Genomic DNA, 21,775 nt, shown 5'->3' with positions numbered 1-21,775 from the left:
TTGGAAGGTATGCGAATCGCTTTTCTCGATAGACGATGTGATAACTGAAATTTCTTATAGAAAAGATTTTGCGGCCTAATAACTTCAATCCTTCACGCAGGGCTTGAAGTAAGATTTTCATATACGTGTTTAATTATTGATTTTACGTTAAAAAATCAAACACTGACATTTTGTACGCATTAATTATTTAAATTAGCACGTATAAATAAAACGTAATGGATACAAAACTGACCTTAAAACTTAATCAGGAAGTTATTGAAAACGCCAAGAAATACGCCTCCGATAAAAAAATAAGTTTATCGAAAATCATTGAATTTTACCTTAAATCATTAACATCAGAAAAGGGAAAAGACGATTTTGAAATTTCTCCTTTTATTAAAAGCATTTCAACAGGAAAAAGTATGTCCTCTGATTTGGATTACAAAAAAGAATATTCTGATTATTTAGTGGAAAAATATAAATGAAAAACAGACTTTTCATAGACACAAATATCATGTTAGACCTCCTTGGGGAAAGACATCCATTTTATGAACCCATTGCAAAATTGGCGACTTTAGCCGATAGAGGAAAAATAAAAATGATAGTTTCTCCAATTTCATTTGCAACCGTAAACTATCTAATTGCCAAAAGTGAAAACCCAAAAATCGCTAAGGAAAAATTAAGGAAATTTAAAATTATTAGTGAGATCTGTTCACTAGATGAGCATACAATTGAAAAAGGACTAAATTCTTCTTTTACAGACTTTGAAGATGCACTACAATACTTCAGCGCCTTAGATTCCGATTGCGAAACCATAATCACAAGAAATGGAAAAGACTTTAAAAAATCATTAATTTCAGTCATGACTGCTGAGGAATATTTGAATAGCATCCGAGAGGTGTAATTATTTAAACTTAATGTTTCTTTAAGAGATTAAGGCTTTTTTAGTGCAGGATAACCTCTGCAGTACCTTATGCGGGGCTTTACGAAAGATTCAATTTTTTAAGTTTATAATCAACGAAACTTTTTATAAATTCATGATACAATATATCTTTAAAAAGCAATAGCTTAGACTAAACCGAAGATCTTTTATTCGGTGAGAACGGGAGCCCAGAAAGAGATGACTATAAATTTGAATAAAAACTTGAATTGATAGGCGACATGATCAAAACTGCCTTAAAAAACAAAAGTTAACGCAAAGCAGTTAGGAGAATTGGTTGTCGTTGAAAAAGCACAACTATCAAGGTTAGAAAACAGTACAGGTAATGTGACTTTTGAAACCGAAATGATTTTTTTTGATGCTTTAGCAAAAAAAATTTACTTACTTAAAAATATAACGTTCACTAAACCTCTGTATCAGAATACAAAATCACTATAACACCCAAACAGGAAGAAAGACTACGAAAAAAAATTGCTAAAATTCGTAAAGAACTTGCAGCAGACAAAAAACGCTGGGGCGGTTTTCATGACGATAGCCGTGGGGTGAGGTACTTACCTCCAGAATTATTTGTAAAACTCAAAGACTACAAAGGTGGGTTGAGATATTTAAGATGGTTTGACCGAACTTTTCCTGATGATATGGGACACCCGTTTTTTCTTTTTGATTGGACACTCATCCTTTTTAAGACGGGGAATTTGAAAGAAGCAGAAAAAAAGGCATTTAAAACCTTTTCCTCCAACAAATACATATTTGATAAATTCTTAGGAAAAGAGTTAATGTCACTAGACTTAGGTGAAAATTCAGGTTGGGAGAAGGAAATGGTGATAAAACATTTTAATTACTCAAGGAATCACACAGAATTTAAAGATTTTGCGGAATGGCTTGAAAATTTACAAACCAGTGAAAAGTTCAAAAAGCTTACTGACGAACTCATAGAAATTGACAGGAAATTGATCACAGAGCCGGTAGGTAAAACCCGAACGAAATTAGTAAACAGACGCTATAAACTGATTTAAAAGGAATGAGAAACTTGTTTTACATCTCACATAGCTCACTGCCGGCAATTTCGAATAAAACCAATGGCTAAATTCAGTAAAAACACATTTCAAGCGGAGTAGAGGTTTGATCATTAGCCTATAGAATTCACTTGGATAGCAAAAATTTCACTGTCTTTACTTTAAATTATTGCTTTTTTATTCTCAGCATAATCTCGTGTTTCTGCTTGTCTTTTTTAACTGGTATAATGGCAGGTAATGTTTTGAAAGCTACATCTTCTCCATCAATGTGTCCTTCAAGTTTGCCTGTCTGCAGTCCATCAGGATTTTCTATGGTAATGGAATACTTGGTTTTGTCGCCATCTAGAACCAAATCGATACTATACTTCTGCCAACTTTCAGAAATAGCTGGTTTCAACATAATCGAGTCACCATTCAATTGTAAGCCTAAGATAGACTCCAGTGTAATTCTATACATCCATCCTGCTGAACCCGTATACCAGGTCCAGCCACCCTTTCCTGTGAGTGGCGCTTCGCCATAAACGTCTGCTGCAACAACGAAAGGTTCTACCATATATTTATTTGCGGATTTCTGGTTCAGCGCATGATTAATGGGATTTATCATATTCAAATAACGAACAGCCTTTTCCCCATATCCCATTTCTGCAAATGCTTTTACTGTCCAAAGCGCGGCATGTGTATATTGACCGCCGTTTTCCCTTACGCCTGAAATATAACCTTTTATATAACCAGGATCTTTATCTGTTTTATCAAATGGAGGCGTGAGTAAACGAATCAATTGGTCATCTTCAGAGATAAGGTGTTTTTCCACAGTCTTTAAGACTTGTTTGCTTCGATCTTCAGAAGCAACCTCTGAAAAGATAGACCAGGCTTGGGAGATGGCATCTATTTTGCATTCAGTATTTTCTTTGGAACCCAGTGGTGTCCCGTCGTCATAAAAAGCTCTGAGATACCATTCACCATCCCAACCCACATCGTTGAGTTTTTCTTTAAGCTCTGCTGCCGTAGTTTTGTATTGATCTGCTCTTGGATTGTCATTCATCATCCGGCAAACTTTTTCAAACCGCGTCAAAATATAGTAGATAAAAAAACCTAGCCATACACTCTCTCCCTTTCCTTCTTCGCCTACTCGGTTCATGCCGTCGTTCCAATCTCCTCCACCTATTAGAGGTAGGCCGCGTTCACCAAATTGAAGTGAAACATCAATGGCCTTACAGCAATGTTCATGTCGTTTGTGAAGAGGAGAATTGTTTTACTTCAGATGATATAAAGAAATTAAATTATATGGTAAGATTTCCGAAAAATACAAATCTGGACGTGCGTCAAGGGGATCTGAAAGAGCAATGTTGCAAGAGGACGGAGTGCAGATATTAATATTTTTACCACATTTGAGGAGATGAAAATTGAAGATATGGTTGAGTTCGTGAATTCATCTAGAATCTCGGGTCTTTTTTGTTTGGACTCTTCCCAAATCAATGCATTGGTTTAAATAAATATCTGTCAGGAAAGCAAATTTTGTGAGTTGTCGTTTTTTCAGCAGAATTGAAAATATACTTTGTTCAAACTTTTGTATAAGTCGATAAACTCCTAAGACAGCAATAGCTTAGATGTTGACATTTCCTTTTAAATTAGATTTTATGATTAATTTTAAGAAGTTGTAATCATAGGAAACAATCCAAAAAAAGAATCAAAATTCTTCTTTCTAAACTAAACCATAAAGTTTCAGTTGCTTAGCTATAAATTATGTATTTTTGCATGCAATTAAATCTAATTGCAATGATAAATTCAAAAGTAAAAGGACTAGGCCTTACCTACGACGATGTTCTTTTGGTTCCCGCTTATTCAGACGTTCTTCCAAGGACCGTCAGTATTCAAAGCAAATTCACTAAAAATATAAATCTTAATGTTCCTATTGTTTCTGCTGCCATGGATACGGTAACTGAATCTAAAATGGCCATTGCAATTGCTCAGGAAGGTGGAATTGGTGTGCTTCATAAGAACATGACGATTGAGGAACAGGCACTCAAGGTTAGACGGGTGAAGCGTGCCGAGAGCGGCATGATTATAGACCCGGTGACTTTACCTCTTACTGCAACGGTAAAAGACGCCAACGACAGCATGAAGGAACACAGCATTGGGGGAATTCCAATTGTAGATGATTCTTATAAATTAATTGGAATCGTGACCAACCGTGATTTGCGTTTCGAGCAAAAGAACGATAGACCTATCAAAGAAGTCATGACGGCCAACAACCTGGTTACCGTTAGTGAAGGCACCTCGCTCAAAGAAGCGGAGGTTATTTTGCAAAAACATAAAATCGAAAAATTACCAGTTGTAGATAAAGACAATAAATTAGTTGGTCTTATCACCTTTAGAGACATCACTAAATTAACTCAAAAGCCTTTTGCCAATAAAGATGATTATGGAAGATTACGAGTGGCAGCAGCTTTGGGTGTAACCCATGATATTGTTGAAAGAGCTTCAGCTTTGGTGAGGGCCGGCGTAGATGCTGTGGTTATCGATACCGCTCACGGCCATACCAAAGGTGTGGTAGATGTTTTGAAACTCATCAAAAAAGAATTTCCAAAACTGGATGTTGTGGTAGGAAATATTGCAACTGCTGATGCTGCAAAATATTTGGTAGAAGCTGGAGCGGATGCTGTAAAAGTAGGTGTAGGACCAGGTTCTATCTGTACAACACGAATTGTAGCAGGTGTTGGTTTTCCACAACTTTCTGCTGTTATGGAAGTTTCTAAAGCTATCCAGGGCTCTGGTGTTCCCGTAATTGCCGATGGAGGTATTCGTTATACAGGTGATATTCCTAAAGCTATTGCCGGGGGTGCAGACTGTGTAATGCTAGGCTCACTTTTAGCAGGAACCAAAGAATCTCCAGGTGAAACTATTATTTACGAAGGCAGAAAATTTAAATCCTACCGTGGTATGGGGTCTATAGAAGCTATGGATAAAGGCTCTAAAGACCGATACTTTCAGGATGTGGAAGCTGACATTAAGAAATTAGTGCCAGAAGGAATTGTAGGCCGAGTGCCTTATAAAGGTGAATTGGTAGAAAGCATGGTGCAGTTCATCGGCGGCTTAAGAGCTGGTATGGGATATTGCGGAGCAAAAGACATAAAGACACTTAAGGAGAACGGAGAATTTGTTCAAATCACAGCTTCCGGAGTTATGGAAAGTCATCCACATAGTGTTTCCATTACTAAAGAAGCACCGAATTATAGTCGATAAGAATTTAAAAATAGACGTAAAAAAAGCTCGAAATGTACATCTCGAGCTTTTTGTTTATAATTTAAATGATAATTAGTTGCCAGGGTTTTCCTCTGGAATCACTTCTGCGTTTTCTTTGATTTCAATGCCTAGTCTTTTAAGAACTTTTAATGTCAGGTCAAATCTTGGATCGATGTAAATAATACTGTTGTTTTCATCAAAAACTTGAGTGTAGCCTTCTTCCTTAACGATAGCTTCAAGAGCTGTGCCTATTTTATTATAAAGCGGTCTTAAGTATTCTTCTTGCTGAATTTGAAGCATCTTAGAAGAATTTTGTTGAAGTTTTTTGAGGTCTTCCTCAAGGTCAATAATTTCCTTCTGTTTAATTTTTTTCATGACATCGTTCATGCCTTCTTCTTCCTTTTTGTTGTAGTCTTCAACCACCACCCGATATGCTTCGTATTTTGCTTGGATGGTACTGTCTAGCTCGACACTATAAACTTTTAGTTTTTCTTCAACACCTTTAATTTCAGGCATTTGAGTAAGAATGTACTCGTTATTAACGGTTCCAACTTTTGTTTGTGAAAAAGAAGTTAGGCTCAACGCGAGTAAAGCAATGCAAATAATGTGTTTCATTTTGTAAATTTTTTACAAATAAAGTCAATATTAATTATAAATCAAACCTTACTTAATTTGTTTTCACACGCTTACCATCTTCAACAAAAACTTTGAAATCTTGTTGAACCATCACAGATCTTTTTTTAAATAGGTCTGGAAGCAGTTTGCTGATGAGTTTCATAAACCCGGTAAATTCAAATTCACTGTAGGATGTCCACCTGGTTTTATTTTCACTAAGGGCTTCAAAATAATTTTTTTGAAGGCTTTCCATCCCTTTGGAAGTGTATTTCCCGTGCCATTCCTCGGGTAGATTTTTCTTGATAATGGTTTCTGTCATTTTGATGGACTGACCTTCGATTGTGATGTAAAGTTTTCGTTTACTGCCTACTTCACCACCTTTACCGCTGATGACTCTGCTGCGCTTTAAGCCGCGTTGCCAGTGAGGAAGCAAATCAGGATCTTCAAAAACCTTGAGGATGTCTTCTCTGGGTTTGTCGATAATAATTTCAGTTGTATATTTCATGAAGCAAGTTTAACTTTAATCTGATTGCTAAATGTTTAAGACTCGGTTTTTTTTAAAAACCTTAAACATTGTGTGCAGGTGCATTTTTCTTACTTTTGACATCAAAATAAAAAAATGAAGCATCTTTTTAGTTTTTGCATAACCCTGTTATGTTTTGTTTTTGCAGCAAAGGCTCAAATTGGTCAGGAAACCCTTTTCAAAATTAACGGACAAGAATACAAGGCCGAAGAATTTATAAAATCCTACCAAAAGAATTCTGATATTGTCTCTGCTTCTTCTGAAACTGTTGAAGATCACCTGGAGCGATTTGTTAATTTTCATTTGAAGTTAACATCAGCTTATGACAAACAGCTGGATACATTAGCTTCTTTCCAAAAAGAATTCGGAAGATATTACAAACAGATTGCAGATGACTATATTTCCAATGGTGAAGTTACGGAAGCTGTGGTAAAAGAGACTTACGACAGGACTAAAGTCGAAGTGAGGGCTAGTCATATTTTGCTGAAACTTCCCGAATACGAAGAGGACACTTCCAGTGTCTATCAAAAAGCCTTGATCATCAAGAAGCGCATCGAAAATGGAGAGGATTTTGAAAGCTTGGCTAAACAATATTCTGAAGATCCTTCTGTTAAAATCAATGAAGGAGATATGAATTGGTTCAATACCTTTAAGATGGTTTATGAATTTGAAGACGCGACTTACAAACTAGATGTCGGTGAAGTTTCGAATCCCGTGAGAACAGAATTTGGCTATCATATTATAAAAAAGACGGGTGAGCGGCCTTCTAAAGGTGAACTGGAAACGGCTCATATTATGTTGCGACCCAAGGATTCACTTCAGGACCCGGAAGTAAAAATCCGAAAGATTTACAAGCGTTTACAGGAGAAAGAAGATTTTCATGAACTCGCAAAACAATACAGTCAGGACCCAAATACAGCCAGTAAAGGGGGTTACGTTCTTGCTTTTAGTTTAGGCGGATTAAATTCAAAAGTATATGAGAATAAGGCCTACGAATTAGAAAGCGAAGGGGACTATACAGAGCCTTTCAAAACTCGATTTGGCTGGCACATCGTTAAATTGATTAAAAACACTCCTTTAGAGCCTTATGATGAGGTGAAAGAGGAGTACAAGAAAAGATTTAAAAGTTCTTCACGGTCGAAACTTCTGGTGACCAAAATCAAAGAAGAGTTAGAAGATCTGTATTCTGTTGAAGTGAAACAGGAAGCTAAAGATCACTTTTTGAATTTGATGGATTCAAGTCTTACAAAGGGTAAATGGAAATACGAGCCAGAAGAGAATTCAACGTCCAGTTACGTTATAAAAGTTGAAGACTCTATCATAGATTACAAAACCTTCGGAGAGTATTTGGGAAGACAGCAGCGTAGCCTTTTCGATAAACCAGATCCTAAGGCAGTTATTGAAGATGCTATAGACGATCTGGTGTATAGTCATCTTTTAGCTCACCATAAAACCAGGTTGCCAGAGGTTGATAAAGAGTTTGGTGAGCGAATTGAGGAGTACAAAAACGGTATTCTGATTTTTGATTTCATGAAAGAAAAAATCTGGGAGCCTGTTGCTGAAGACACGCTTTCGCAAAAGATGTATTATGAGGCCCATACAACTGACTTCAGAGTTCCCCAAAAAGTAGTGGGGCAATTGTATACGTCAAAACGTAAGAACTCTTTAAAAGAAATAGCTTCAGAATTAAAAAAGAAAAGCAGTGAAGACACAACAGCCTTTGAACTGCCGCAGGACATTATTGCTGAAGAAGTAAGCCTGCAGAAGTCATCTTCAAAACTTCCTCAAAAATTCAAGTTTGAAGAAGGCTTAAGTAAAATTTATAAACATTCGGATCAATTTTTGATGATGGATGTGAACGCTATTGAAAAAGCTAGAATTCCTGAATTTGAAGAAGTGAGTGGCAAAATCATAAGTATTCTTCAGGAAGAGAAAGAGGAAAAGGTGATTTCAGAATTAAGAAAAAGCTACGATGTGGTAGTTTATGAGGAAATTTTTAAAAAACTAAAAGATAAACTTGAGAAGTAAATATTTTATACTTTCAGCCGTATGTTTAATGACGACTGTTTCCTGTTCTTTTTTCAAAAAAGAGGAGAATACATCTTATGTAGCTAGAGTTAATGATCACTACCTAACTTATGAAGAATTAGAAAATCATATTTCAAATAAGCTTTCAAAAGAAGATAGTGCTGTCACTGCTAGAAGTTATATTAAGGATTGGGCAACGAATAAACTTTTACTTGACAGAGCCAAGTTGAATATGCCGCAGGAGCAACAAAACGATTTTCGAAAGTTATCTGAAAAGTATGAAGAGCAGTTGTTTAAAAAAGCTTACAAAGATGCTTTAATCGAAAGGGAACTGACCGACGGGATTGATTCAGCAAGTGTGATAGAGTATTACCAAAACAACAGCCTCAATTTTAAACTGAACGAGGACTTGGTTCAGTTACGCTATTTACAATTGGATAAAAAAATGAAGTCTTTACAGGACATAAAACGCCAATTTATACGTTTTAATCCTGAAGATATGCTATCATTGCAAGAGAGATCTTTGGAGTTTAAATCTTTATCTTTGAACGATTCGATTTGGGTTCGAGTTTCAGATGTTGTAAAGGAATTCAAAGAGATTAAAAATATAGAGCTAGATAAGTCTAAGCTTTTGAAGAGTAAAAACTTTCTTGAGATAGAAAGTGAAAACGAAAACGATATTTATTTTATATACATAAATTCAGTATTAAATCGGAATGAAGAGGCGCCTTTAAGCTATGTAAGGCCTACTATTGAGCAAATCTTGCTCAATAGAAAGAAGATAAATATTTCTAAGAAAATTGAAAAAGAGATTACTAAAGATGCTACAAAAAATAATGAATTTGAAGTCTATTAAACAACTAGCTTTACTTGGAGTGTTGCTCATTAGTTTTGCAACTACGGCACAGGTTACCATTGATGAAAAGGATAATCTTTTAAAAGAATCTGAATTTAGTCCCGAAATTTTAGCAGCAACCAAAGTCACAAAAGACGGTCGAGTGAAAATCGATGGTGTTGCGGCAGTTGTTGGAGATTACCTTGTGTTGGAAAGTGATATTTCTAAGGCTTATCTGGATATGAAAAATCAGAAAATAGGAGAGATTACTTATTGCGATGTTGCAGAAACTATTATGGAAAATAAGTTATTTGCTCATCATGCTAAACTGGACAGTTTACCTTTTAACCCTGATCGAGTTTCAAGCTATACGGACCAACAAATCAATCAGTTCGTAAGTCAGGTGGGGAGTATGGAAAAACTTCTCGGGTTTTATAAAATTGATACTGAGGCTGAGTTAAGAGAACAGCTTAACGAAATTAATACCCAGCGTATGCTTGCAGAAGAAATGCAAGGTGCTATTGTAGATGAGGTAGAAATCACTCCAGAAGAAACCAGAGATTTTTTTGAAGCTATTCCTGAAGATGAAATTCCTTTGATCAACGACGAAGTTGAATTAGCTCAAATTATAGTAAAACCAGAGGTAGGTGAAAAAGAAAGACAGGCGGTTATCGATAAACTAAATTCTTTTAGAGATGATGTTTTAGCCGGAGGAAGTTTTACTGCAAAAGCAGTCATACATTCTGAAGACAGAGGATCCAGAAGCTCTGGTGGAAAAATCACACTTACCAGGGACGATAATTATGTAAAAGAATTTAAAGATGCAGCTTTTAGTTTGCGAGAAGGTGAAATTAGCAAGCCTTTTAAAACTGAGTTTGGATGGCATATACTTACGGTAGATAAGATAAGAGGACAGCAAGTAGATGTAAGGCATATTCTTCTTTACCCTGAGATTAGTTCAGAAGCTGTTGAAAAAGCGAGAAAGGAAATTGAAAAAATTCGCGGGATGATCGTGAATGGTGAAGTGAGTTTTAAGGATGCTGCAAGAGAAGTGTCGGATGAGAAAGAAACCAGAGAAAGCGGAGGTCAGCTTATCAATTCTGCTACTGGTGACAGAAGATTTGAATTGACTAAAATAGATCCGGCAATTTATGGGCAGGTTATAGATTTGAAAGAAAATGAAGTCTCACCCGTCATTAAAGATACTGAGCCTAGAACAGCAAAAGTTTATTTTAAAGTAATAACCGTAACTAAGAAAATTCCAGAACATATAGCTGAATTCAGCGAGGACTACACTCGTATTCGCGAGCTAGCTTTGCAGCAAAAAAAGCTGAAAGAAATAAATAAATGGAAAGCAGAAAAAACAGAAGATACTTACGTTAAAGTTAACGGTGATTACAAGGCCTGCGAATTTGCTGAGTCTTGGATAAAACAATAATATGTCGGATGTAGCTGATTTAGATGAATTTGTAAAGAAATACAAAACCTTAAAATCTGAAATTGCTAAAGTTATAGTAGGTCAGGATAAGGTAGTCGATACTTTGTTATTGTCTATTTTTTCTGGAGGGCATTCACTGTTAGTAGGTGTGCCTGGTCTAGCCAAAACTTTGATGGTAAATACGATCTCTCAAGCCTTAGGCCTTGAGTTTAAGCGAGTCCAGTTTACTCCAGACCTTATGCCAAGCGATATCATTGGCTCCGAAATTCTGGATGAAAACAGAGCCTTCAAATTTTTAAGAGGTCCTGTTTTTACGAATATCTTGTTGGCAGATGAAATCAACCGAACCCCACCCAAAACGCAGGCGGCACTCTTAGAAGCTATGCAGGAAAAGGCCGTGACCGTTGGTGGCAAAAATTATTTGCTCTCCAATCCTTATTTTGTGCTTGCTACCCAAAACCCAATAGAGCAGGAGGGGACTTATCCTCTGCCGGAAGCTCAATTGGATAGATTTATGTTTGAGGTGAACTTGACTTATCCAACTTTTCAGGAAGAAGTTGATGTTGTAAAAGCGACGACTCAAAATAAAGAGGTGAACATTGAAGCCCTATTTTCAGCTTCAGAAATTATTCAGCTTCAAAAACTGATCAGGAAAATGCCTATTGCTGACAATGTTATAGAATATGCTGTAAAATTGGTTGGTAAATCAAGACCTAATACTGAGCAAAGCTCAGAATTCATAAACACCTATGTGGATTGGGGTGCCGGACCAAGAGCTTCACAAAATCTGGTTCTAGCAGCAAAAACACATGCTGCTTCCAGAGGCAAATATTCTCCAGATATTGAAGATATTCAGGCAGTTACTACTGCTATTTTAAGACATCGAGTGGTAAGAAATTACAAGGCAGAAGCAGAAAATATAAGCATAGAAAACATCATAAGAAAGTTGCTGTAGGTTATCGATACTGAGTCTAAATTATTAGTTCGTGTGTTTAAAACCAGATGAATTCTCTTGATTTTTTATCAATTTATCAATTTTATTTTATATAAAATGAAAATATGATAATTATGTTTATTAAAAATGATTTATCTGTGAAATATTGTTAGGGATTCTGCTCTAATCTTACACATTTTCTAAATTCAAGCAAAAACCTTATTTTTGCAATCTAAATTATTTAAACTATGGCTTTTGATATCGATATGATAAAGAAAGTGTATAGCCAAATGTCTGAACGAGTCGAAAAAGCTCGTGAAACCGTTGGCAAACCACTTACACTTTCTGAAAAAATTATTTACTCTCATTTATGGGAGAATAAACCAAATCAAAAATTTACCAGAGGTAAAGATTATGTTGATTTTGCTCCAGACCGTATAGCCTGTCAGGATGCAACTGCACAGATGGCTTTATTGCAATTTATGCAAGCAGGGAAAGATAATGTGGCTGTACCTACTACTGTGCATTGTGATCACTTGATCCAGGCAAAGCAAGGTGCAACAAAGGATTTGAAAAGAGCTAATGAAACCAGTAATGAAGTTTTTGACTTTTTAGAGTCTGTCTCCAGCAAATATGGTATTGGATTTTGGAAACCAGGCGCTGGAATTATTCACCAGGTGGTTTTAGAAAATTATGCTTTCCCGGGAGGAATGATGATTGGTACCGATTCTCACACCGTTAATGCCGGTGGATTGGGAATGGTTGCCATTGGTGTTGGTGGAGCAGATGCGGTAGATGTGATGGCAGGAATGCCCTGGGAACTTAAGTTTCCAAAGTTAATAGGAGTAAAGCTAACAGGTGCGCCGCAAGGATGGACCGCTGCTAAAGATGTGATCCTGAAAGTGGCAGAAATCCTTACCGTAAAAGGTGGTACCGGATGTATTGTAGAATATTTTGGCGACGGTGCTAAGAATCTCTCCTGTACTGGTAAAGGTACTATTTGTAATATGGGAGCAGAAATAGGAGCGACCACTTCTACCTTTGGTTATGATGACTCTATGGAGCGTTTCCTAAGAGCAACCGATAGAAATGAAATAGCAGATGAAGCTAATAAAATAAGAGAGCACCTGACTGGAGATCAGGAAGTATATGATAACCCTGAAGAATATTTCGATCAGGTTATCGAAATCGATTTAAGTACACTTAGACCTCACCTTAATGGTCCTTTTACTCCAGATTTGGCTACGCCAGTTGGAGAATTGGGAGAAAAGGCTAAGAAAAACGACTGGCCGATTAAAGTAGACTGGGGACTTATCGGGTCTTGTACCAACTCTTCTTACGAGGATTTAACCAGAGCAGCTTCAATAGCTCAGCAGGCAGTTGATAAAAAATTAATACCGAAATCGGATTTTGGTATCAATCCAGGTTCTGAGCAGATTAGATTTACTGCAGAACGTGATGGTTTATTAAAAGTGTTTGAAGACTTAGGCGCTACTATATTCACCAATGCCTGTGGACCATGTATTGGTCAGTGGGATAGAAGTGACAGAAAAGGAGATGAGAAGAACACTATTGTTCACTCCTTCAACAGAAACTTTTCTAAACGTGCCGATGGAAATCCAAACACCCACGCATTTGTAGGTTCACCAGAGATGGTTGCTGCTATTGCGATTTCAGGACGATTGGATTTTGATCCTATGAATGATACGTTGATCAACGAAGACGGAGAAGAAGTTAAACTAGATGCTCCACAAGGTATTGAGTTACCTGAACTTGGTTTTGATGTAGAAGATAATGGATACCTAGCTCCAAAATCAGATGGAAGCACTATCAATATAAAGGTGAATCCAGATTCAAATCGAATTCAATTACTCGATCCTTTCGATCCCTGGGAAGGTGATAATCTGATGGGGGCGAAATTGCTTATCAAAGCGCATGGAAAATGTACGACAGACCACATTTCCATGGCCGGACCCTGGTTGAAATACAGAGGTCACTTAGATAACATTTCAGACAACTGTTTGATTGGAGCTGTGAATGCATTCAACATGAAAACCAACTTTGTAAAAAGTCAGTTGGATGGAAAGTACGATGCAGTGCCTAAAACACAACGCGCTTACAAAGCTGAAGGCATTCCTACAGTTGTAGTTGGTGACCACAACTACGGTGAAGGATCTTCCAGAGAGCACGCTGCCATGGAACCAAGACACCTTGGTGTAAGAGTAGTGTTAGTGAAATCTTTTGCGAGAATTCATGAAACCAACTTGAAAAAGCAGGGAATGTTAGGAATCACTTTCGATAAGGAAAGCGATTACGATCTTATCCAGGAAGATGATACCTTCAACTTTGTAGATTTGGAAGATTTTGCAGAAGACAAACCATTGACCATCGAAATAGTTCATGCTGATGGTTCAAAGGATTCGATCAAAGCGAATCATACGTATAACCATACTCAGATTGGCTGGTTTAAAGAAGGGTCTGCATTAAACATGATTAAAAAACAAAACAAGGCTTAATGCCAAAGGTTTCATTATATTTACAAGAGCCATCTTTATTAGATGGCTTTTTTTATTTACCCGGCTTATGACGAAGAAAAAAAAGAATTTTTTAGAAAAACACTGGAGTAACATCCTTTTCGGATTGCTGATTGTATTGATTATTATACCTCAGACTCGTCAACCCATTCAGGTGTTTCTCAATCGAGTTATTGCCTTTAGTCCTTCTGAAATTGATGAATCGGATCGTGAAACTTTAAAAGATTACGAGTGGTATTTCAAAAACGAAGACAACAAAACTGTAAATTTTGCACAATCTCAAGGAAAACCAGTTTTAGTCAATTATTGGGCAACCTGGTGCGCGCCCTGTATTGCTGAAATGCCAGATCTTCAAAAACTCTACACAGATTATAAAGATGAGGTTGATTTTTACTTTATCACTTCAGAAGAACCCAAAGTTGTTAGATCTTTTCTTGAAAAAGAAAACTTGAATCTTCCAGTTTATTATTTCTTGTCAAGCCCACCTGATATGTTAAAGAGCTCAAGTTTACCGACTACTTTTCTCATCGATGCTGAAGGTGAAATCATCATGAAAAAAACGGGTGCTGCCAACTGGTACAGCAAAACAGTGCGAAGCACAATTGATAAATTAAAGAAACCTTAAGGGGGAGTATAACGCCTCTTATAGAAATATAGCGAGAAGTCTTAGTAAAATAAGCGAGGTTAAATTTATATTAAAAAAAGTCTTTAACTTCTTTTTGATTAATTCCGCTTATGCGAGGGTCTCGCCTGTCTGCCGACAAAGGCAGGCCAGTGTCTGCGAGTTTGCAACTTCGGAGAGCTTACTTAATCTTATCGTTTAAAATCTAAACATTGTTGATGAGTTATATCCAATAAGTTAGACTTAAAATATTAAATTATCTTTGTTATAGTTATATCAAAATAACAGTATTATGGATTTACAGGCAGACATAAAATGGATTACAGAAGAGATTCAAACGCTTAAAGACCCTGAGCTGGTGGAAGCCTTTAAGCAGATGTTGCGTTTTAGGAATAAAGTTTCATCGGAGCGTATTAGTATCGAGCAGTACAATAAGGAGATAGAAGCTTCTATTGCACAAATAGATAAAGGTGAAACTTACACCCATCAAGAAGTAGGAGAGCATATAAAAAAATGGATAAAGCAATAATTTGGACACATCGGGCACAAGCAGATCTATATCAAGCGTTTTTAGATCTTTTAGAGCAATCTAAATCTATTGAAACTACAACAAGAGTTATCTCCGAAATTTATGCTTCAGTATCAATATTAAAGATCAATCCAGAAATTTATAAATTAGATAGACTCAAAAAGAATAATAGAGGAAATATCAGGAGTTACGAAAAGCACAGGTATCGAATATCATATATTATCGAAGAAGATGAAGTTCATATCCTTCGTATTCGGTATGCAAGAAAAGAGCCTCTAGAATATTAAATTCCCCGCTAGCGCGAGCGTCTCTTCTGTCTGCCGACAAAGGCAGGCCCGTGTCTGCGAGTTTTCAACTTCGGAGAGCTTACTTAATCTTATCGTTTAAAATCTAAACATTGTTGATGAGTTATATCTAATAAGTTAGACATAAGATTTTAAATCATCTGTGTTATATCAAAATATGAAATCGTCGTGGCTTTATGCACAAGTTGTTAAATATCTTAATTTTTAGTAACTAAAAGTTTGAGGAAAAGGCTAACTTTAGAAAGTTTTGTAAACGTTTATTTTATTAATAATATTATGAAAGAAAAAGAACATTTTGAAAGACTAAATCACTATTTTGAAAAGTCCAAAACTGGATATGATTTAGTATTATCGGGCTCAAAACATTTTGGATTCTATCCTGATGACCAAAATATTTCTGAAAAAGAAGCTCAAATATTTATGCAAGAACTAGTGGCTGAAAAACTTAAATTGAGCTCAAAAGATTTAGTTCTTGATGCAGGTTGTGGCCAGGGCGTTGTATCTACTTTTTTAGCCAATAAATATGAATGTAAAATCGAAGGAATAACTGTTCTTCCTTTCGAAATTAAAAAGGCAAATCTTCTCGCTGAAAAGTTAAAAGTAAGTGATAAAGTCAGTTATTCATTGATGGATTATAGTAAAACCAAATTTAGAAATAATCACTTTGATTGTATTTACACAACTGAGTCTTTATCACATTCATTAGATATCAGTAAAACATTAAAAGAATTTTTCAGAATTCTAAAAAAAGGCGGAAGAGTTGCCTTCTTTGAATATACTATCTCAAAAGATGAGGAATTTTCAAGTTCTGAAATGAAAATTTTCGATAAAATCGTCAAAAGTTCTGCAATGAGTGGATTAAAAGATTTTAGACATGATGAATTTCAAAATGTTCTATCAGAAGCTGGTTTTACAAATGTTCAAGTCGAAGATATAAGTCAAAATGCTGGACCTTCTCTTGCAAGATTAAAAAAATATGCAATGCTTCCTTATTACGTTTTTGTAAAACCTTTTGGATTACAAGAGAAATTCCCAAATGCTTCAGCTGCAGTTGAATTTTATAATATGGCTGAAAAAGGTTTAATTCGTTACAATATATTTACAGCCAAAAAATAAAAAAAAATTAATGCCTAAACCCTATTAAAGAGCAGGTTTTTTATGTTTAATTAAACCCTTAAGACATACTTTGTTTTCAATTTCAATTTTATGAAAAAGGTACCTTATTTTAAACTCAACTTTATTAAGAATAGGTTTGATTATTATCCTGTCTGCATTTTTCATGTAGTTGATTTTACCTGTAAAACTTTTATTCTAAACCCTAGAGAGCTACAATTGATAAATTAAAGTAAACACTAAAAGGAGATAGTGATATTATTTTACATTTGAAGAAAAAAACATGAGTAACAGTATACATCAGCTTGTCGCTACAGATATAAAAGGGAATACATTTGATTTTTCAACCTTAAAAGGAAATAAAGTAATGATCGTCAATACCGCTTCCAAATGTGGTCTTACACCTCAATATGAGGGTTTGCAGAAACTTTACGATACTTATAAAGACACTAACTTTAAGATCTTAGGATTTCCTAGCAATGATTTTATGGCTCAGGAACCTGGAAGTAACCAGGAAATCTCAAAATTTTGTGTTGATAATTATGGTGTTTCCTTTCAAATGATGGGTAAAATTAAAGTCAAAGGAGAAGATAAGCACGATGTGTATCAGTTTTTAACCGATGGATCCTGGAATCAAAAGATGGATAGTCAGGTAGAATGGAATTTTCAAAAATACCTTTTGAATGAAAAAGGCGAACTTGAAAAAGTCATATCCCCTCAAACTTCACCTCTGGATCAAGAAATCATAGATTGGATAGAAAACTAGAACGCTGAATAATATCACTTTGTGATCTATCGATTTTGATATCAATGACAATTCACTGATCAGTAGATGTTTTTAAAAATGAATAGCAAAAAGAGATTAGAGCTTAGTCGAGTTAAGCTCTAATCTTTTTCTTTAACATAGGTGAGGTACGTGAAATCATAGTTATGACGTTCGTCTTTACCATGGTATTCAGATTGTAAAAGCTTCCATGTTGATTCATCGATTTCAGGAAAATAGGCGTCAGCATCAAAAGTATCATGAACTCTTGTGAGTTCTATTTTATCAGCGTAAGGCAAGGCTTGTTTATAAATTTCACCACCACCAATGATAAACACTTCCTTTTGATCTGAGCTAACTTTCAAAGCTTCGTCCAGGCTATGAACAACTTCAACCCCCTCTTTTTTATAGTTTTTCTGGCGAGTAATGACAATGTGCTTTCTGTTGGGTAGTAATTTCGGGAAGGTTTCAAAGGTCTTACGTCCCATAATGATATGATGATGCGAAGTAATAGCTTTAAAACGCTTAAAATCATCAGGGAGATGCCACACTAAGTCATTGTTTTTACCCAGAGCATTATTTTCTGCTGCTGCAGCAACCATAGTTATTTTCATAAATTTTTATTCTGATCTTTTTTGGGTGTTTCGGTCTCTATGGGATGTTTTTGATCCACTTTTTTCTGAATTTTTCTTACGCGTTCAAGCTGTTTTTCTACCAGCCTGTTCATTTGTTTTTCTTCCCATTCTTTCCCCATTAATTTATTTACCATAAATACATTTATCGCATGGATAATAAGAAAGAATAACCAAATGAGTATGGCCGATACAAACCAATCCATACCAAGTGGTTTGAAGTCTGCTTTGTAACCTATAATCACATTTAAAACAATGAAAATAACAGCACCAGCTATAAAAAACACTAAGTGGGTCATCAACTTTTTCTTTTGCTTGACGCGTTGATGTGCATTTTCATAAAGTTCTCTAATCTCTGGGTCAATTGATTTTTTCGTGTCCATTTTAAAGTATATTAGTCGCTCAAATTTACTAATACTTTTATTGACATGTCTATGCCAAGCCTAAAAAAAGAATTTCCTATCATTTCAACCTATACCTATCTCAACACCCCTTTCACAGGGGTGTTGTCTTCTAGTGTTCAATCTAAAACAAATGAACTTGAGGAAGATTATAGACTGAGAGGTAGCCTCTTTAGCAATGACTATGAAGACTCTATCGTCGAGGAGACTAGACAGCTCATTTCTGAAATTTATAACGCTAAGGTGGATGCTATTGGTCTTTTGAATAACTTTTCAACAGGGCTGAACCTCATATTGAACGGCCTTCCTGAGGAGTCCAAGGTCGTTTTGCTGGCTCAGGATTATCCCTCCGTCAATTTACCGGTGAAGTCCAGAAATTTTAAGGTTTTTGAAGTGGATATCAATCTCAAGCTTTACGATAACTTAAAGCAAAAGTTTGCTGAAGTTAAGCCAGATTTCTTCATATTCAGCATGACACAATATATAAGCGGCTTACAACTCGATTTAAAAGCTTTAAATCAATTAAAGGAAGAATTTCCAGAGATCTGTTTTATTGCCGATGCGACTCAGTATTGCGGAAGTGAGGCTTTTGATTTTGGCAATTCACCCTTTGATGTCTTCGGAACCAGTGGTTATAAATGGTTAAACGCCGGGCTTGGCAATGCTTTTTTTCTTTTGAAACCCAATTTTTTGGAAACGTATCATTTTAGAAGTATTGGAAGTAATTCTCTAACTGTTAAACCAGAAGGAAAACCCCGACTTTCAGGCTTTTTAGAACCTGGTCATTACGATGTGATTGCTGTGGCAAGATTGAAATTTGCCTTAGAATTTCACTACAAAACCCTTGGGATAGAGTTTATAGAATCTAAAATCAAGGAACTTTCCAAACAAGCTAAATCAGAATTTTTGAAGCTGAATTTATTAGATACGGATGTTGTCGACCAGGATTCTCATCAAAATATATTTAGCCTTAAAGGAGAAGAAAGTCACATAGATAAATTGAAAGATAGGGGAATTCTCTCAGCTTTTAGAGGAAAGAGAATCCGGGTTGGTTTTCAATATTTTAATACTGAAAAAGATTTGAAAACTTTGTTAGATGCACTACAAAAACTTTAGAAATCTAATTCCGTTTTTAAAAATTAACTTTAAGATTTTAGTTTCTTGAATGTATAATTTTTGTAAAACCCATTTTCGCTTTCAAAAACTCTATCTATACTCAAGTTGGCTTTTGAAGCAAGCCATTCTACAGTATCGTCATCATATTTTTGAGAAATCTCTGTATGTATGGTTTCCCAGGCCTTAAAGCTGACCTCAAGATTTAGTTTTTTTATCCTCACTTCCTGAGCAGTTTTGCTTACCAGAAAACTCTTGGCCGTACCTGTTTCAGGATCGTAAGTTTCCCAGTGGAAGAATGCATCAAGATTAAAGTTAGCCCCCAGCTCGCTATTGATTCTTTTTAATAGGTTTTTGTTGAAGGCTTCAGTGATACCGCTTGGGTCATTGTAAGCATCGAGTACAGTCTGAGGATGCTTTTTTTGGTCAAACCCCATAAAAAGCAAATCTTCAGAAGACATGTTTTTTTGTATCTTTTTCAGAAAGTCGATAGCATCTTTATGCATTAAATTTCCAATGTTAGACCCTAAAACTAAAATCACCTTTTGTCTCTTATTATAACTGTAAAGTTGATTTAACACATCAAAGTAGCTTCCTTGCAGAAGCTCAAAATCAACTTCCGAAAGTTCATTTTTTAATGCGGTTCCAAGTTTGTCTAATGCATTCTGACTTATATCTACAGGCAGATAAGTGAAGTTAGCCTCAATTTGAGATAAATGATTTAATAGCAACTTTGTTTTTTTACCATCGCCGGCACCCAATTCTATAAGATCGAACCCCTCCTTCAGGTTAAATTTTTCAGCAATATCCGCAGACTGGTTTTTCAAGATGTTGTACTCACAGTCCGTCAGGTAATATTCTGGCATTGCCATGATTTCCTGAAACAATTCGTCTCCCTTTTTATCATATATAAATTTGGAGGATATGTGCTTAGGATGATCTTTAAGCCCTGCGATGACATCTTTTTCAAACGCTGTATAGGTAGTTGGTTTTGTTGTAGATTCCATGTTGTGTTTGTCGTATTATTTTGCCAGCCTTACGCCGCTTTGTTGCCACCTCATCTGTGGATGAAAAAAATTTCTATACGTCTTTCTGGTATGATTGTTAGAGGTGAATGCTGAGCCGCCGCGAAGTACTTTTTGGTTCACCATAAATTTACCATTGTATTCTCCAAGAGCTCCGGGTGCTTTTTGGTAATTGGGGTAAGGTAGATAAGCACTTTCGGTCCATTCCCAGCGTTTCCCCCACGAAAATTGATCTTGTGCTACTTCCCACTCAAATTCTGTAGGAAGTCTATACCCTTTCCATTGCGCAAAGGCAGCAGCTTCGTAATAAGAGATATGACTTAAGGTATCCTTAAAATCAAGTGTGTTAAGACCATTGAGTTTAAATTCCTTCCAGGTGTCTTCGGTTTTTTGCCAATATAAAGGGTGTTCTATTTTTTCGCCTTGAATCCAATCCCAGGCCTCCGCATGCCAAAGCAGGGGATTTTTATAACCACCGTCTTCTATGAATTTTATAAACTCTCCGTTGGTTACCAGGCGGCTGCTTATTTCAAAATCCTGTAGGAACACCTGATGAGCTTTTGTTTCATTATCGTAGCAAAATCCATTTCCCTGATGACCAATATGGTAGAGTCCTTCCTTAATAGTCGCCCAGTTTTGTTTGGCATCTTCAGATGAGTGTTCGTTAAAGTCAGCTTTATAAACCGGAAAAAGGGGATTGTGACCAAAACAATATTTGATGTCCATCAAGAGTAATTCCTGATGTTGCTTCTCATGATGAATTCCGATTTGCACAATGCTCAAAAGTTCTTTTACTGCTGAAACTTTAAGCAGTTCCTTTAAAGCCTGAGTTACATAGGTTCTGTAGCTAAAAATTTCATCGACAGTTGGTCTGGACAAGTTTCCGCGGTGAGCTCTCATTACTCTATCTCCTTTGGCTTCGTAATAACTATTGAAGAGGTAGGGAAAATCTTTGTTGTAAAGCTGATAGTCTTTCTTGAATCTGGTTAGAACAAAAACTTCAAAAAACCAGGTGGTGTGCGCTAGATGCCATTTTGTAGGAGAAACAAATTCAACAGGCTGTATGACATAGTCTTCGGTTTGTAAAGGTTCGCATAATTCTTCAGAATATGCCCTGGTTTCAATAAATTCTTGGATCATAAATTAGATTATTTTTGAATTTACTAAAAAAAGATACAGTTGATAAT

Annotated in this window: 21 protein-coding genes and 1 pseudogene; 15 read left to right on the top strand and 7 right to left on the bottom strand. The window is 36.0% G+C overall.

Annotated elements, in window-relative coordinates:
- The first annotated feature begins 215 nt into the window (after positions 1–215).
- From LB450_RS08000 to LB450_RS07990, 3 genes are all read left to right on the top strand, one after another.
- The gene (locus tag LB450_RS08000; RefSeq protein ID WP_224487397.1) at positions 216–464 is read left to right on the top strand and encodes a DUF6364 family protein; all 249 of its coding nucleotides are present in this window, start codon (positions 216–218) and stop codon (positions 462–464) included.
- Positions 461–883: a type II toxin-antitoxin system VapC family toxin gene (locus LB450_RS07995; protein ID WP_224487396.1), complete on the top strand. Its 423-nt coding sequence runs from the start codon at positions 461–463 to the stop codon at positions 881–883. The genes LB450_RS08000 and LB450_RS07995 overlap by 4 nt, the downstream gene beginning before the upstream one ends.
- A 578-nt stretch (positions 884–1,461) precedes the next feature.
- Entirely contained in the window at positions 1,462–1,935 is a 474-nt protein-coding gene (locus tag LB450_RS07990) for a hypothetical protein (protein WP_224487395.1), read from the top strand.
- Positions 1,936–2,101: 166 nt separating this feature from the next.
- On the opposite strand, the pseudogene LB450_RS07985 reads toward LB450_RS07990, so the two are convergent.
- Positions 2,102–3,151 (bottom strand): annotated as a pseudogene (locus LB450_RS07985) (GH36-type glycosyl hydrolase domain-containing protein); the annotation flags it as partial.
- A gap of 560 nt (positions 3,152–3,711) precedes the next feature.
- On the opposite strand from LB450_RS07985, the gene guaB reads away from it, so the two are divergent.
- Positions 3,712–5,178 carry an IMP dehydrogenase gene (gene guaB, locus LB450_RS07980; RefSeq protein ID WP_224487394.1) on the top strand — a complete coding sequence of 489 codons (1,467 nt, stop codon included), beginning with the start codon at positions 3,712–3,714 and terminating at the stop codon, positions 5,176–5,178.
- 72 nt (positions 5,179–5,250) lie between these two features.
- Here guaB and LB450_RS07975 read toward each other — a convergent pair whose 3' ends face one another.
- Positions 5,251–5,793, bottom strand: a complete 543-nt coding sequence (locus LB450_RS07975) for an OmpH family outer membrane protein (RefSeq protein ID WP_224487393.1) — start codon at positions 5,791–5,793, stop codon at positions 5,251–5,253.
- A 52-nt stretch (positions 5,794–5,845) separates the two neighbouring features.
- Positions 5,846–6,298, bottom strand: coding sequence for an SRPBCC family protein (locus tag LB450_RS07970; RefSeq protein ID WP_224487392.1), 453 nt, complete (start codon positions 6,296–6,298; stop codon positions 5,846–5,848).
- A gap of 114 nt (positions 6,299–6,412) precedes the next feature.
- Between LB450_RS07970 and LB450_RS07965 the strand changes: the two genes are divergently transcribed.
- The 10 genes from LB450_RS07965 (at position 6,413) to LB450_RS07920 (ending at position 17,420) form a co-directional block, all read left to right on the top strand.
- A complete protein-coding gene (locus LB450_RS07965; RefSeq protein WP_224487391.1) occupies positions 6,413–8,344 on the top strand; it encodes a peptidylprolyl isomerase in 1,932 nt (643 codons plus the stop codon).
- Positions 8,334–9,200: a hypothetical protein gene (locus LB450_RS07960; RefSeq protein WP_224487390.1), complete on the top strand. Its 867-nt coding sequence runs from the start codon at positions 8,334–8,336 to the stop codon at positions 9,198–9,200. The genes LB450_RS07965 and LB450_RS07960 overlap by 11 nt, the downstream gene beginning before the upstream one ends.
- Positions 9,181–10,617 carry a peptidylprolyl isomerase gene (locus tag LB450_RS07955; RefSeq protein WP_224487389.1) on the top strand — a complete coding sequence of 479 codons (1,437 nt, stop codon included), beginning with the start codon at positions 9,181–9,183 and terminating at the stop codon, positions 10,615–10,617. The genes LB450_RS07960 and LB450_RS07955 overlap by 20 nt, the downstream gene beginning before the upstream one ends.
- A 1-nt stretch (position 10,618) precedes the next feature.
- A complete protein-coding gene (locus LB450_RS07950; RefSeq protein ID WP_224487388.1) occupies positions 10,619–11,572 on the top strand; it encodes an AAA family ATPase in 954 nt (317 codons plus the stop codon).
- Between the two features lie 227 nt (positions 11,573–11,799).
- Positions 11,800–14,067, top strand: coding sequence for an aconitate hydratase (locus tag LB450_RS07945; RefSeq protein WP_224487387.1), 2,268 nt, complete (start codon positions 11,800–11,802; stop codon positions 14,065–14,067).
- Between the two features lie 67 nt (positions 14,068–14,134).
- Entirely contained in the window at positions 14,135–14,710 is a 576-nt protein-coding gene (locus LB450_RS07940; protein ID WP_224487386.1) for a TlpA family protein disulfide reductase, read from the top strand.
- A gap of 289 nt (positions 14,711–14,999) precedes the next feature.
- Complete coding sequence (locus tag LB450_RS07935) at positions 15,000–15,236, top strand: hypothetical protein (RefSeq protein WP_224487385.1); 237 nt, start codon at positions 15,000–15,002, stop codon at positions 15,234–15,236.
- Entirely contained in the window at positions 15,221–15,523 is a 303-nt protein-coding gene (locus tag LB450_RS07930; RefSeq protein ID WP_224487384.1) for a type II toxin-antitoxin system RelE/ParE family toxin, read from the top strand. Before LB450_RS07935 ends, LB450_RS07930 begins: the two co-directional genes overlap by 16 nt.
- 294 nt (positions 15,524–15,817) lie before the next feature.
- Complete coding sequence (locus LB450_RS07925) at positions 15,818–16,657, top strand: methyltransferase domain-containing protein (protein ID WP_224487383.1); 840 nt, start codon at positions 15,818–15,820, stop codon at positions 16,655–16,657.
- A 280-nt stretch (positions 16,658–16,937) separates the two neighbouring features.
- Positions 16,938–17,420 carry a glutathione peroxidase gene (locus LB450_RS07920; RefSeq protein WP_224487382.1) on the top strand — a complete coding sequence of 161 codons (483 nt, stop codon included), beginning with the start codon at positions 16,938–16,940 and terminating at the stop codon, positions 17,418–17,420.
- Positions 17,421–17,539: 119 nt separating this feature from the next.
- On the opposite strand, the gene LB450_RS07915 is transcribed toward LB450_RS07920, so the two are convergent.
- Positions 17,540–18,031 carry a dihydrofolate reductase gene (locus LB450_RS07915; RefSeq protein ID WP_224487381.1) on the bottom strand — a complete coding sequence of 164 codons (492 nt, stop codon included), beginning with the start codon at positions 18,029–18,031 and terminating at the stop codon, positions 17,540–17,542.
- Complete coding sequence (locus tag LB450_RS07910; protein WP_224487380.1) at positions 18,028–18,432, bottom strand: 2TM domain-containing protein; 405 nt, start codon at positions 18,430–18,432, stop codon at positions 18,028–18,030. The genes LB450_RS07915 and LB450_RS07910 overlap by 4 nt, the downstream gene beginning before the upstream one ends.
- 51 nt (positions 18,433–18,483) lie before the next feature.
- Here LB450_RS07910 and LB450_RS07905 point away from each other — a divergent pair, with 51 nt between their 5' ends.
- On the top strand, positions 18,484–19,566 hold the full coding sequence (locus LB450_RS07905; protein WP_224487379.1) for an aminotransferase class V-fold PLP-dependent enzyme: 1,083 nt from the start codon (positions 18,484–18,486) through the stop codon (positions 19,564–19,566).
- Between the two features lie 29 nt (positions 19,567–19,595).
- Here the strand turns inward: LB450_RS07905 and LB450_RS07900 are convergent, their stop codons facing one another.
- Both LB450_RS07900 and egtB read right to left on the bottom strand, forming a co-directional pair.
- Positions 19,596–20,570 (bottom strand): L-histidine N(alpha)-methyltransferase, encoded by a 975-nt coding sequence (locus LB450_RS07900; RefSeq protein ID WP_224487378.1) that lies wholly within the window; start codon positions 20,568–20,570, stop codon positions 19,596–19,598.
- Between the two features lie 15 nt (positions 20,571–20,585).
- Positions 20,586–21,728, bottom strand: coding sequence for an ergothioneine biosynthesis protein EgtB (egtB, locus tag LB450_RS07895; protein ID WP_224487377.1), 1,143 nt, complete (start codon positions 21,726–21,728; stop codon positions 20,586–20,588).
- Between the last annotated feature and the right edge of the window lie 47 nt (positions 21,729–21,775).

The sequence above is a fragment of the Psychroflexus curvus genome, assembly GCF_020164585.1.
Classification (GTDB): domain Bacteria; phylum Bacteroidota; class Bacteroidia; order Flavobacteriales; family Flavobacteriaceae; genus Psychroflexus; species Psychroflexus curvus.
Note: the sequence above shows the minus strand (reverse complement) of the source record. Positions and strands in the feature narration are given on the sequence as shown.